Raw genomic sequence first — 13331 nt, 5'->3', positions numbered from 1 at the left:
ACCTCCCATAATAAAAGGTCTGACCCCAGTCGGGTCAGACCTTTTCCTTATTAGCCAAACATAGCAATACCCAGCGGTGTTACCAATAAAGGATGGGGGGGAACGTGGACTTTGCGGCCAAAAGCTTTGCTGAATTCAGTTTCAAACCCTTGCAGACAGGCAGTGCCTCCCACCACATAAACAGGATAGTCATGATATTCCTCTTGTCCGGCCAGCATAGCCGTTACCACTGCAGCCATCTTTTCAATAACAGGCAAAATAACCGGCATAATCCTGCGGTGCTGGGCAGCATCCCGTTTGAGCAGTTCCGCTTCCTCAAACGGCATTTTATAAGCTCCGGCCAAAACCAGCGATACATGCGTACCGCCGGTTGGTTCGTCGGCTGTGAATACCAGCTCGCCATTACGCAAAACAGCAATTCCGGTAGTGCCGCCGCCGATATCCACCACAATTCCATGGGTAATACCCAGGGCCCTGGCAGCCGCTACCGGCTCGTCCACCTGACAAACAGGCTCCAAACCGGCTCCGGCAATAACATGACCGCAGGCTAAAGCATTGCGTCCCACCGTTCCCGGCGGAATGGCGGTAGCCCCTTTGTCCAGGGTAATACCCATACGTGCTTCCACTTCGGCTTTTAATTCCTCAACAATCAGCATCGCCCCCCGGAAGTCAACAACCAAGCCATCCCTGACCACCGACGCCCAACGCAGACTTCCTGCTACGGGATTACCTGCTTCATCGGCAACAACCAGTACAACATCGGCAGTCCCCAGGTCGACACCGACTTTATAAGGGCCGGGTAAATCGGCTACCGTTTTTGTTTCCATCAGCTCATGCAATTTATAAATTTTTTCATAGGCTTCCATGTTTTATCCCCCTCGCCGTGCAACTTCATGAAACAGTACCCTTTCTATCTGCTGTTCCCTGCAATAACACGAAATACCTGTTGCCATAACCGTAAATATCTGACAAGTTATTTTAAATTCTTGCGCAAAACAAGAGGGAATAAACAAAGGGCCGCCTTGACTCATTTTTCTCTTAACTTACTGGCATATTTATAAATGAGATAGGCCGCCAGTACAGCAAATACCACCCCGCCGGCGGCTAAACCAAGCTGACTTCCCAATTCCGTTATGCCCTGCCAGTTGTAGCCCAGCGAAAATCCGGCATATATCAGTGTGCTGCACCAGATAACTGAACTAAGAATGGTACTTATAATATATTTCTTACTATTCATATGGAAAAAGCCTGCCGGAACAGGGATAGCACCACGGATAACAGGCAGCAGTCTGCCAACCACGACAGCTAAGGCACCATATTTTTTCAGCCAGGTATTGACCGCCGCCAACTTGGCAGCCGACGGCATCAGAAAACCTAAATAGCGTGTTACTATTACTGAACGGCTAAAAAAACCAACACCAAAACCAAGCAGGGCTCCTACCAAATCACCCAGCGCTGTGGCAGCAACTGTGGGAATCAGTTCTATCCGGCCGATAAATAATAAATAGCCGCTAAACCCCAAAGTCAATTCACCGGGGAAGGGCACTCCTATCCCGGTAAGCAGCATAGCGGCAAAAATAGCCGCATACATATTCTCTCCCAGCCTGTTCAGCAGCACAAACAATGTTTCTTCCATCAGCGTTAGCTCCAGACCGAATTTATTCGATAACAATACAGATAAGTCTTACTACACAAATTTTATCATTTCCGGTACAATTAAAATAGTATTTAGAAATAAGGTAATAGGATAACAGTAGTAAAGGAAGTGCTTGCATGATTACCATTGGCATCCTGATTTTCCCGCAAGTCGAAGAGCTCGATTTTGTCGCCCCTTTTGAGGTACTCAGCTATAGTAATAAAATTAGCCCTGACAGTACCCGAGTTCTGCTGATAGCTGAAAACTCCGACCCCATAGAAGCTTTTAACGGCATGAAAGTCATTCCTCATACAACGTTAGCTACCTGTCCGTCTTTGGATATTATCGTAGTTCCCGGCGGCAAAGGCCGGCTGGCCGCCATGAGAAATACAGCTATAACTGAGTTTATTAGAGCACAGTCCCACCACGCTAAATTCACTGCCTCGGTGTGTACCGGCGCTCTCATTCTCGCCGCAGCAGGATTGCTTGCCAATAAAAAAGCTACCACCTACCACACTGCGTTTGACGAGTTAAGAACCTACACTGTAGATGTACTCACCCAAAAGGTAGTTCAGGACGGCAGGATTATAACCTCAGCCGGAGTTAGTTCCGGTATTGAATTAGGGCTGTATCTATTAAAACTGCTGTTTGGCGCAAGCATGGCGCAAGAGGTAGCCGATAAAATTGAATATAGTATCAACGTAGAGCAAATTTGACTATTTATGCCAATAGTCAGCGCCTTATATTTATTTACTAACCTCCCCATACTAGTAGTATGAAGGAGGTTTTTTTATGAAAAAAAATTATACCAAACTGCTTCGTTATACTACAGTTGTAGTATGGCTCTCCCTGGCTGCATTTGCCAGCGGCTGCACTAACAACCTTACGCCGGTAGAACCCCAGGCTCCAACTCCTGCCCCGTCCCAGCCGCAGATTCCCGCCCCCGCTCCGGTGCCGCCGGTCACGCTTCCCATTGAACAGCCCCAAGGCAAAGATGTTGTAGTAACCTACAACTACGGCGATACAGGTAAGGTATCGCTTTCCAGCAATAACCTTGTATTAAAGGTTGGCCAAAAACTAATTCTTTCGCCAGCCTCCGGTGTCACCAAAACTACCCGCTTCACCTCATCCGGCGATAATTTCTGGGGTGACGTTATGAGGCAGGAAGGCACTGTCAAACAAAATGGTCAAGCCATATTTACGGCCATAAAGGCCGGCAAGGGCAAACTTCAGATTATCCCGAACAGTACTGAGGTTGAACGAGCGGTTGACCTCTGGGTTACGGTCCAATAAATGGAGACTTGATCCAGATGGGGTTAAAACCTCATCTGGATCTTAGTAGGAATTATCCAGGGACTTAGCCGCTCTTCACTCCCGCTTGCAGAAGCGGAAGTCTTAGCGCGGGTTAGTCATCGGATAAACCAGCAACCCGTTTCAGCAAAGACAGGGAGAAAGTGCTCACCAACACTTCTCCCTGTTTTCCGTAACGTTACCCAACCTGTTAGCTAATAATTGTCAAAACTTCTTCCAGCGGTTTGCGTGGTGTGGATGATATATTAGCATTTGCGGGTACACCCAGTGGTGTCATGGCTGCCAGATAATATCCCTCTTTAACAAACCCGATATACTTTGAAATCTCTTTGGCAGCATAGGTCGGACCTGTCATCCAGCAAGTGCCGTATCCCAGGCTGGCTGCAGCCAACAGCAGATTTTCCATGGCGGCGGCAATGTTTTGAATACCGGGATTGGCTTTGCCATATTGCATAGCCTCACCTTGCGGCATAAGACTATCGGCGATAAGCATGTCGGCTATGGTTTCATAAGGGGCGGCATATACCAGCACCAGCACCGGCGCACCTTTAAACACGGTATGATAGCCCACAGACCCGCGAAATGCTTTGCGCTTGCCCTCATCTTTCAGGTATGTACTTAACTCGGCATTCTTTTTTTCCACAATCCGGGCAATGTCCGCAAGTTTAATTTTATCGGTTATCACAACAAAATGCCAGTTCTGCTGGTTCTTGCCTGATGGCGCATGAGTGGCTGCTCTGATTAATTCTTTAATCGTCTCTTCCGGAATCTGCTCTGCGGTAAATTGACGTACACTATGACGTTGGTAGATAAATTCTAACTCCATTATATTACCTCCTCTTGACAGTTATACTATTTTTTCACCCTGATAACGTTCACCGCCGGCGTCTGGCATGATTTTATAACGCTCAGTCCACAGTGTTTTATATTTTATCGCCTGCGCGTGGATGCTATCCCACTCCTCAGGCGTAGATTTTATCACTTTTCCGGGTACGCCTACCACCAGCGAATGAGAGGGAATAATCTGATTCTCTTTAACCACCGCACCGGCGGCAATAATACTGCCTTTCCCCACTACGGCACCATTCAGAACAACCGCCCCCATACCGACTAAACAATGATCTTCGATGGTGCAGCCGTGGATAATGACATTATGGCCGACAGTAACATAATCGCCAATAATGGTCGGGTGGTCATCGGCCACATGGACAACACTGTTATCCTGCACATTGGTATACCGCCCAATCTCAATCCGGTTGACATCCCCTCTGGCAACAACATTAAACCATAAACTGCTGAACTCTTTCATCGTTACTGCCCCAATGACCTTAGCCCCATCGGCGATAAAGGTCTTTTTATCCAGAGTCGGAGTAATTCCTTCAAATTCAGAAATCATTGCTAAAGCTCCTTCCGCCTGTTCAAATGCATTATCTTTACTATACCCTGTTCAACAGGTTAATACCATAGGCCAATGAATTTCCAATAAAGCAGCCCCAGCGTCAGATACAGCACTGCATGTAAGACGGTAATCAGCGTGCCGGCACCCCACCAGGTCTTTTTGTCATTATACCCTTTTTCCATTAAAAACGGCCCCAGGGCATTGCCGTAATGGGTTAAGGTGCAGGAAATAATCATTAAATACGCCAGGATAAAAAAGGCCGGCAACCTGGGTACATCGGTTGCCGCAACAAAAGAGAAAATAAGCGGGGAAAACGCCACAACATAGCCGGTATAAGACACAAAAAAATAATGAGGCAGGATGGCCAGCACCGCCACGATCAGCAAAATGGTGTGTTCTCCCAGCCCGGCAGTAGGCAGCATTAACTTAATAATACCGGCAAACCAGCTAAAAAAACCCAGTTTGGTCAGTGCCGCTGAAAAACCCAAAATAGCGCCAAACCAGATAAGAAATGACCACATATCTTTGCCTTCAGCCAAATCGTTCCAATCAAGCACACCGGTTACCAGCATCAGCGATATACCGATAAAAGCCACCAGTGTACTGTCTATTTTAGTTACAGTACTTGTCGACCACAAGATAAGGATAGTAAAAAATATCCCGGCAGCTGTCCATTCACTGCCGCTGACAGAGCCCATGCCGCCCAGTTCGCGCCGGGCTCTTTCCCTGACTGCTCCCATGCAGTCAGTAGCAGGGGGACATAATTTATAAATAATATATGGTGTCAGCAAAAAACCAATAACCCCCGGCAAAGCGCCCACTGTCCATAATGGCCAGCTGACAGTGATACCAAGAACATCCTGGGCTAGTTTAACATTTATCAGATTAGGACCCATCCCGGTCATAAACAAGCTGCCGGTAAGCATACTGACAACAAAAGCCAGCAGCGTAAAATACGCCCCTGTCCGCCGTTTATCTTCCGGATTACCGGAACTGCTGGCATCAATGACACCCTCGGCCAGCGGATATACCAAACCACCCGTCCGGGCCGGCGAAGCCGGTATGCTGGTAGCCAGCAGCAGGTCAACAAAGCTTAAAATATAACCAATCCTCAGCGTTGTTTTACCAAAACGGCTGATCAACATCAGACCCAGCCGCCGGGTAAGACCGGATTTTTTCAAACCGGTACCAATCATCATGGCTACCAGGGTCAGCCACAGCATAGCATCAGTATATCCGACCAGAATCTCATGCAGAGGCAGAACAAACATACTTGCCAGGGTAGTGATCAGCAGCAGCAGCGTCGGTTCCGGATAAGGCTGCAATATCAAACCTAATATTAACGCAACAAACACACCAAATAAATGCCATGCAGTTACGCTTAAGCCATCCGGTACCGGATAAGAAAAAAAGATACCGGCAACAATCAAAAGTACAGCAATTTTGGCAAAGCGTAATTTCACCTACTCATCTCCCTTGTCCCTATCAGGCTTGTACTACTACTTTTCTCCGCCTGTTTATAAAATTCCAAACAGAAAATCACCGGTTGATCTTCTCTCAACCAGTGATTTTTATAATCAACCTCAGAAACTCCCTACAGCTGTCTTACTCCCGGCATGGTAAAGCCCCGCCCCATAACCTCGGCAGCATCATGTACAATCATAAACGCCCGTGGATCAGCTTCGGTCACCAGTTGTTTGAGCTTGGCAATTTGCGTAAGCGTAACAACAACAAACAGCACCTGCTTATCCTGGCGGGTATAAGCGCCTTGTCCGTTCAAAATAGTAACACCGCGCCCAACCTCTTTAAAAATGGAATCTACAATCTTGTCGGTATTATAGGAAACGATAAATACCGTTTTCCTGCGGTTAAAGCCTTCCACCACTTTGTCGGTAAGAGTGGCGGCAATAAACATGGAAATAAGTGTCAGCATGGCTAGTTTAAGACCAAACAACGCAGCCGCTGCCACCATAATTATGCAGTTAATTGCAAACCCTACTATGCCGAAATTAAGGGAATAAAATTTCTTGATAATGGCGGCCACAATATCCAGGCCACCGGCACTGCCGTTAACACGAAAAATAAGGCCACTGCCAATGCCGGATACAACACCGCCGGTAATTGCTGAAATGATGGGATCATCAATAAGAGTAAGCTGGGAAACAAATTTAGTGGCATCCACTGTCAGAGAGAAGATGATGGTACCGTAAACGGTACCAATGGTATACTCTTTGCCTAATACCCGGTAAGCAGCATACAGCAAGGGTATATTCATAACCAGAATCTGGATACCAATCGGCAAACCGAAAAGAAAATAAAAGATAATCGCAACACCGGAAATTCCACCGCTCAATAAATGATGCGGCACCAAAAAAGCATTTATGGAAAAACCGGCGACCAGGCAGCCGACGGCTACCCACAAATATTGATTAATCGTATCTCGCATATAGCCTCCAAAAGCATCATTACCTATTTCACAACAAATAGTAGTATATATGAATTTTACCATACTATTGGAAAATCGTGAATATAAATATTGGCCTAAATTGCCTTATTATCTATTTTAAATTGCTTTGTCATCCACCAGACATCGCCGCCCGGAAATCAAAGGCTCTTATACGGAAAATGAGATTGCCGCACCACCGCCCGCAATGACCATAAGGCTGGTTATTGCGGGTGGTATGAGCAAGCAATCCCACTTATTTAATTCAGACCCAGTTCCTTACGTTTCTTCTCAATGTGATCCACGTAAATTTGCACTGTTTTATCAGCACTTGTCTCAACCGTCAGTTTACCCAGGCCCAGCGTCTCTGTAGTCTCGGTAAGCACCTTAACTACTACGTCGCTGCCGGTAACCGATGGCACCGGCGCAACATGTACCAGCCAGCCAAGGGCAATGGCGGTGCAGGCATCGGCAACCGCCTTTTGCTCAAGATATTCCGGTGCGCCAATGACAAGCGGCAGTTTATTGGTATCAACATCTAAGGCATCGGCCAGTTCTTTAGCCGTTTGCGTCATTTTACCGATATCAACACACGCGCCATAAGAAAGTACCGGCGGAATGCCGAGGGCTTTGCATATTTCCTTAAGACCCGGACCGCATTCTTCGGCTGCCGCCGGATTGGTCAGCCCGGTGTACTGCATGACTGAGGAAGTGCAGCCGCCTGACAACACCAGGATATCCTTCTCAATCAAACCTTTGGTAATGCGGAAGATGTTGCTGCCGCCCTGGCCATAGCGTGCGGTGGTACAACCGACAATGGTGGCGATACCACGAATTTTACCGGCAGCAATGGCATCGATGAGCGGTTTCCAGGAGCCGCCCAGTGCCTCTTTAACAGACTCGGTGCTAAAACCAATCATGCAGCCTTCAGACACATGGGGCGGAATATAGACTTCACGATTCTCCGCTTTACGCTTGGCAAACGCTTCAAGAGCCATATCGAGGATCTTTTCAGCCTGCTGTTTCATTTGCTCTGGTTTAAATTCAACAGTCTCAGTGCCTGGCATGCGGATAACCTCATGGGTACTGACCATTTTTGTGCCAAAGCGTTCGGCATACAGCGGCAGGGTGGGAATGGTGCAATTGTAGTCAAACATAAAGAGGTCAACAGCACCTGTGGCAAAAAGATATTCTTCGCTCAGCCACTCGCCTTCCTGACCGCCATAAGCGCTCATTTCCCCGGTACCCTGGTAGTTTAACAATTGCTGGCCTTCACAGACATGCCCCAATACCTGCATACCGCTGGCTCCGGCCTTTTTGGCTTTTTCCTGCCATTCCGGGGTGGAGGCCAGTTCAATAACAACCTGGGCAGTCAGCGGCATATGACCGTTGGTAATAATGTTGATCATATCTTTTTTTAAGAGGCCCATATTCTGCTTGGCAGTACGGATTTTCTGGGTACCCATAAGAATTTCCTGAAGAATATCCAGGGCAAATAAACCCTGATATTCATTAATGATTCCCAGCCGGACAGAGGTCAGCAGGAAATCGACCGGGTCGGCGTTCAGATTGGTCATACACTTGGTTTGGGCAAAACCTATCTCGCTAAAGCCGCCGCCGGGGAAAATATTGAGTTTGCGCCACAGCTCCTGGCGTTTGGGCGGCGCAAAGGCCTTAACCATGGTCGCTTCTTCCCAATAGGGTTTGCCCATATCGGCAAGCACCCAGTCAGCAAAAGCAATTGCCACTTTATTAATATCCTCATGGCTGTTTAGGCCCGCCATTTCCGCATATTTTAAGAGTTTTTGCTGATCACGGATTTTCAGGCCGCTTTCAGGTTTTTCGGCAGCGGCTTTCAACGTACGGGCTGCCTGCTGTGCGTGAAAAATATTTGCCGCCGTACCAATGGTAACATGGCGGTAGACAAAGTTTCTTGATACCATAACATCAGCGTCAACACCACAGTTGCCCCGCGGCGCTTTGGGGCTGATGCGGCAGGGGCCGTTAGCGCAGAGCTGGCAGGACAAACCGGAAGAGCAGAAACTGCAGCGGATTTTTTCCTGCTGCTCAAAGCGGTCAAAGACGTTGGTCAGCCCCTGGGCATGTACATGCTGGTACATCTCCCGCATGGCCGGATCAAGAATGACATTTAACGGAAAGCCATCCTTGCTTTGGTCATGCACCTTGATATGCTCCCGCTGCCATTTATGTACTTCCGGCATAGAGTCAGGAACTTTTTCGATATCATAATATTTCTTGGCATTTTTATGAATATCAAAATGCTCATCCGGGTTATTAGTGCCGCTGGCATCACCTTTGTTTAAGACTGATTCCACATCACCGCGGCTGGTACTGTCATCGCTTTTGATCAACGTATCTTTAGACACTGCTTCATCCTCCTTTAGGCGTTTCTGAAACTAGTTTGTTACCAACAGAGGATTTTTATTACAACCCTGGTAAAGCTTTTTGCCGCTTCCTCCGCTATTGTCTGTATAAGGAGAAACGGCAATCCATTAGTACCATGATAATAAATCTTGCCCCACTCCCGGCAATCTGCTATAGTAAGACTTAGCTCCGGTATAGCTGATAGTTGTCCCGGAGTTCATCCAAATGAGTAAGCCGCTAAGCCTCTCTCTTCTCTAAGCAGAAGCCGCATTTCATCCTAGGGGGATTTAGATTATGAAAATATTAAAGGAAATTGCCGACTGGGCCTACAGCCTTGCCGCAGCACTGGCGCTGGCTATTGTTATTAACGCCTTTGTGTTCCAGCCGACCAGAGTGGTAGGAAGCTCTATGGAACCCAACCTGCATAATAACGACTATGTGTTTGTATCTAAACTAAGCCATACGTTTGCCGGAGTCCCTGATTACGGTGACGTTGTTATCATTGACAGCCGGGTATTCCGGGACCGCAGCATAAAAGATGATATTGCCGACCCAATATCCACCTATCTCAGTGTTGCCAAAATCACCGAAGTTGACAACCATATCTGGATTAAGCGGGTTATCGGCAAACCGGGCGATACTCTCGAAATCAAAGAAGGTAAAGTATACCGCAATAGTACAGTGCTTGAGGAACCCTATATCAAGGAAGGTATGAAGCCTGCCTCTCCGAAAAAAGTCGTCGTTCCGCCAGGCCAGGTCTATGTAATGGGTGACAACCGCAATAACTCCAGCGACAGCCGCTACATTGGCCCTGTTCCTGTCAGTCATGTGTTGGGAAAAGTCGTTATGGTTTTATAATCACAGTCAAACAACAAACAGGCAGGACGCAGTTGCGCCCTGCCTGTTTGTTGCAAAGTGATATGTCAGCACCTTTTTACTAAAAAGCACTACCATAAGTTATTATCAGATATAAGATTGTAATAGGACGGGCCGCTAACCCGTCCTATTTATGTCTCAATAAACAAGGTACCTACGGTTTCTTCACCGCAACAACCTGGATGCGCCGGTAATCGGCCACCCACTGTTGGCTTTTCCAGATACTGCTCCGGCAAAGTTCTGCTGTTTCCCTTAATATCTCTGATTTCTCCTCCTCGGAGAATGTTTGCAAATCTCCCACAAAGAACTGGCAGAGCCAATTATGCAGTCCTTTTTCACCATCAGCAAGCGGCGTTGGCCTGTCATATTCAATACAGTGCATTACGGCAAAGCCGGCTTGCTCCAATAACAGCCTGTATTCTGCTTCTGCGGGAAAAAAGAAGGGCGAAGTGTAACAGTAGCCCCGTTTCCCGGTTACTTGCTCAAACGCAGTTTGAATTTGCGCTATGTTATTTTTTGCGCCAAATTCACAAACCAGCATCCCGTTAGCTTTTAAGGCACGCTGAATCGAATGCAATAATTGCTTTTGATTTGGTATCCAATGAAAAACCGCATTTGAAAACACGGTGTCAAATTCGTTGTCAAAAGGCAACTGGGTGGCATCTGCCACCTGAAAGCGCAAGTGCGGGTAATTCGACTGTGCTGTTTTGATCATATCTGGTGATAAATCGGTACCTATAACAGTTGCCCCTTGTTTTGCCAGTTCATTTGTCAATACCCCGGTACCACAGCCTAAATCCAGTATTTTTTGCCCTTGGGCCCTGTTGACAAGATCAAGCATGGCTTTACCGTACTCGGCGACAAAAGAATGCTTGTCATCATATACATTACTATCCCATTTCATGTTTCCTTCTCCTATACAAATAAATATAACCTAGTCCCGCACCCGGACCATCGTCCACACGCCTACACCTGCCAGCAACACCGTATATACCGCCAAAACGCTCACCGACAGCCATGGTGTCTCCAGTCCCGCACCAATAGCCCTGAGCGCGTAGGTAGCATGGGTTAACGGCAGCAGCTCAATAAACCAGCGCAAAACCTGCGGCAGCCGGTCAGGTGTGAAAAAAGTGGCACATAAAAAGGACATGGGCAAAAGTACATAGGTGTTAAAACTAGCCATATCCTCATGGGAATTGATTAGCATGGCAGCCACCAAGCCCATGGCGGCAAACAGCAGGCAAGTCAGCAACAGTGTCAGCAAAAAACTGACGCTGATTGTCAGCTTCGCGCCAAAAAGATAGGCTAATACAAAAATTACAGCACAGGAAATCAAGCCCCGAAGCGCTCCGGCCAGTACCTTGCCTGCCACAAAAGATCCCGGGCCGATAGGAGCAATGAGGTATTCCTCCAGGGTTTTATGATACAGCCGGCTCATATTGAGCGGTGAACCTACTGCGCTAAAGCTGATATTCATGGCATTAAGGGCCATAATGCCTGGCAGGATAAAATCGAGATAGCTGCCGCCGTTCACCGACAGACTGCGCCCCAAGCCCCAGCCAAATGCCACTAAATATAATACCGGACCTATCATGCGGGATAAAACGAATTTGATTAAACGCCGGTTTAAAACCACCCAGTCTCGCCAAAACACGGTACAAATGTCTTCCAATCGCAATTTTCTTCAAACCCTTTCCTTACTTGTGATACAATACGCGGCAGTATTCCCTAACAGAACATCGGACTGGCCGCAATACCCTGAGCAATTCGTTACTTATGCCTATAATTCTCCCGGCGATAATAAATATCCTGTGCGAATAAGGCAAACAGCGTCAAAATTAATACAGTTACTATCATAATTAACTTCTCGCCAAATTAAGAAAAGCCGGACTATAGTCCGGCTTTTCTTAATTCAGCTTCCGCATCAAATAAGCGGGCGGCATATCGTAGCCATTCCCGGGCAGCAAAAGACAAGTATGTATCCTTTTTCCACATAACTGCCAAATGCCAGGGACTGATTTCCTCGGCAATAGGCAACGCGGTAACAACACCTGCCCCCAGTTTGTCGCAAACCACCTTTGGCAGCAAAGCAACCCCCAGTTTAGCGGCCACTATCTCTACCATAAAATCCCATTGCGAGCTTTCACATAAGACTTTAGGCATAAATCCGTGCTCACGGCATTTCTCCACAATATGGTCATGCAGTGCAAAATCCTTCCGGAACATGACTATTGGCTCATCCTCAAGATCGGCAATATGCACAAGCTCCTGCCCGGCCAGGCGATGCTCCGGATGGACAATAAGCCATATGGGATCTCTGATAAAGGCAAACATAGAAAAATCAGTTTTGTTTCTTACAGGCAGAACAACAACACCTATATCAATTTCCCCATCTTCTGCCATATCTTCTACAGCTTTTGAACCAACCTCAACCAGATCAATGATAATGTTTGGATAGTTTTTCTTGAATTCCCCAATGGCGATGGCAAAAAAGCTAGTCTCAACCATAGGCGGAATACCGATACGGATGCGGCCTTTTTGCCCTTTTGTTAAATCATCCAAATCGGAAGCTACCGTTTTAAGTGATTCAAGGATCCTGCGACCACGTTCATAAAGGGTCTGCCCGGCATCTGTCAGTTTAATCCGGCGAGCCGAACGGTCAATAAGCGTAACCCCAAGCTCATCCTCTAAGCTACGCACCATCTTGCTGATTGAAGGCTGGGAAACATGAAGTACTTTGGCGGCTTTAGTAAAACTCAGCTGCTCTGCCACCTCTATAAAGTAAGTTAAGCGAAGAAGATCCACAACACATGTACTCCTATTATTAATAAGGTAGATAGCCGGAAAAGGCCTCTACCTTATACTATGGATGGCACATTATGAATATGTCAAGCTATTTTATGCTGCAGCAATACATAATGAATAAAAAAGACTAACCGGCTCTTACCACCGCTGTCAGAAGCGATTTTTTCGAGCAGGTTAGTCCGCAGCCAGCCTAGTGACCCGTATACGCTGAAATCATAATAACTTCGCGGAACTTTTCCCGCGTATTCTAACTACACTTTCCACGTAAACGGACCACTAGGACGGAACTGCTTTATCCCAAAACGCCTGGGTCCTCGTTATATCTCTGCTGGCGGCAAGCGGCACAACTTTAGCCCGCTTGTCCACCAGCACTTCTGGTTTGACTGTCTCACAAGGGCTGCCAAAATGCCAGAATCCAAGGATTCTCGTAAGTAAAGCCTGCATAACTCTTCCTCCTATATACCGTAAGTCTACCT

General features: G+C 47.1%; 14 protein-coding genes. 3 read left to right on the top strand and 11 right to left on the bottom strand.

Features of this window, described 5'->3' with window-relative positions:
* Positions 1-50: 50 nt before the first annotated feature.
* Positions 51-866 (bottom strand): ethanolamine utilization protein EutJ, encoded by an 816-nt coding sequence (gene eutJ / locus SPSPH_RS05245; protein WP_075753899.1) that lies wholly within the window; start codon positions 864-866, stop codon positions 51-53.
* Between the two features lie 161 nt (positions 867-1027).
* Positions 1028-1636: a DedA family protein gene (locus SPSPH_RS05240; protein ID WP_075753897.1), complete on the bottom strand. Its 609-nt coding sequence runs from the start codon at positions 1634-1636 to the stop codon at positions 1028-1030.
* Between the two features lie 137 nt (positions 1637-1773).
* On the opposite strand from SPSPH_RS05240, the gene SPSPH_RS05235 reads away from it, so the two are divergent.
* Both SPSPH_RS05235 and SPSPH_RS05230 read left to right on the top strand, forming a co-directional pair.
* Positions 1774-2352, top strand: a complete 579-nt coding sequence (locus SPSPH_RS05235; RefSeq protein ID WP_075753895.1) for a DJ-1/PfpI family protein — start codon at positions 1774-1776, stop codon at positions 2350-2352.
* A gap of 76 nt (positions 2353-2428) precedes the next feature.
* On the top strand, positions 2429-2929 hold the full coding sequence (locus SPSPH_RS05230) for a hypothetical protein (protein ID WP_075753893.1): 501 nt from the start codon (positions 2429-2431) through the stop codon (positions 2927-2929).
* 208 nt (positions 2930-3137) lie between these two features.
* Here the strand turns inward: SPSPH_RS05230 and SPSPH_RS05225 are convergent, their stop codons facing one another.
* The 5 genes from SPSPH_RS05225 to cooS form a co-directional block, all read right to left on the bottom strand.
* A complete protein-coding gene (locus SPSPH_RS05225; protein ID WP_075753891.1) occupies positions 3138-3773 on the bottom strand; it encodes a nitroreductase family protein in 636 nt (211 codons plus the stop codon).
* 21 nt (positions 3774-3794) lie between these two features.
* Positions 3795-4343: a gamma carbonic anhydrase family protein gene (locus tag SPSPH_RS05220; protein ID WP_075753889.1), complete on the bottom strand. Its 549-nt coding sequence runs from the start codon at positions 4341-4343 to the stop codon at positions 3795-3797.
* 59 nt (positions 4344-4402) lie between these two features.
* Positions 4403-5809, bottom strand: coding sequence for a DASS family sodium-coupled anion symporter (locus tag SPSPH_RS05215; protein WP_075753887.1), 1407 nt, complete (start codon positions 5807-5809; stop codon positions 4403-4405).
* A gap of 131 nt (positions 5810-5940) precedes the next feature.
* Complete coding sequence (locus SPSPH_RS05210; RefSeq protein ID WP_075753885.1) at positions 5941-6792, bottom strand: YitT family protein; 852 nt, start codon at positions 6790-6792, stop codon at positions 5941-5943.
* A 257-nt stretch (positions 6793-7049) separates the two neighbouring features.
* A complete protein-coding gene (gene cooS / locus SPSPH_RS05205; protein WP_083945414.1) occupies positions 7050-9176 on the bottom strand; it encodes an anaerobic carbon-monoxide dehydrogenase catalytic subunit in 2127 nt (708 codons plus the stop codon).
* A gap of 292 nt (positions 9177-9468) precedes the next feature.
* Here cooS and lepB point away from each other — a divergent pair, with 292 nt between their 5' ends.
* Positions 9469-10032, top strand: coding sequence for a signal peptidase I (gene lepB, locus SPSPH_RS05200; protein ID WP_075753883.1), 564 nt, complete (start codon positions 9469-9471; stop codon positions 10030-10032).
* Positions 10033-10204: 172 nt separating this feature from the next.
* Here lepB and SPSPH_RS05195 read toward each other — a convergent pair whose 3' ends face one another.
* The 4 genes from SPSPH_RS05195 to SPSPH_RS05180 form a co-directional block, all read right to left on the bottom strand.
* Complete coding sequence (locus SPSPH_RS05195) at positions 10205-10954, bottom strand: class I SAM-dependent methyltransferase (RefSeq protein WP_075753881.1); 750 nt, start codon at positions 10952-10954, stop codon at positions 10205-10207.
* 30 nt (positions 10955-10984) lie between these two features.
* Positions 10985-11722: an ABC transporter permease gene (locus tag SPSPH_RS05190; RefSeq protein ID WP_075753879.1), complete on the bottom strand. Its 738-nt coding sequence runs from the start codon at positions 11720-11722 to the stop codon at positions 10985-10987.
* Between the two features lie 218 nt (positions 11723-11940).
* Complete coding sequence (locus SPSPH_RS05185) at positions 11941-12855, bottom strand: LysR family transcriptional regulator (protein WP_075753877.1); 915 nt, start codon at positions 12853-12855, stop codon at positions 11941-11943.
* A gap of 276 nt (positions 12856-13131) precedes the next feature.
* Positions 13132-13299 (bottom strand): hypothetical protein, encoded by a 168-nt coding sequence (locus SPSPH_RS05180; protein WP_158027048.1) that lies wholly within the window; start codon positions 13297-13299, stop codon positions 13132-13134.
* Between the last annotated feature and the right edge of the window lie 32 nt (positions 13300-13331).

It is taken from the genome of Sporomusa sphaeroides DSM 2875 (assembly GCF_001941975.2).
Lineage (GTDB): Bacteria > Bacillota > Negativicutes > Sporomusales > Sporomusaceae > Sporomusa > Sporomusa sphaeroides.
This window is presented reverse-complemented; position numbering and strand designations above follow the sequence as displayed.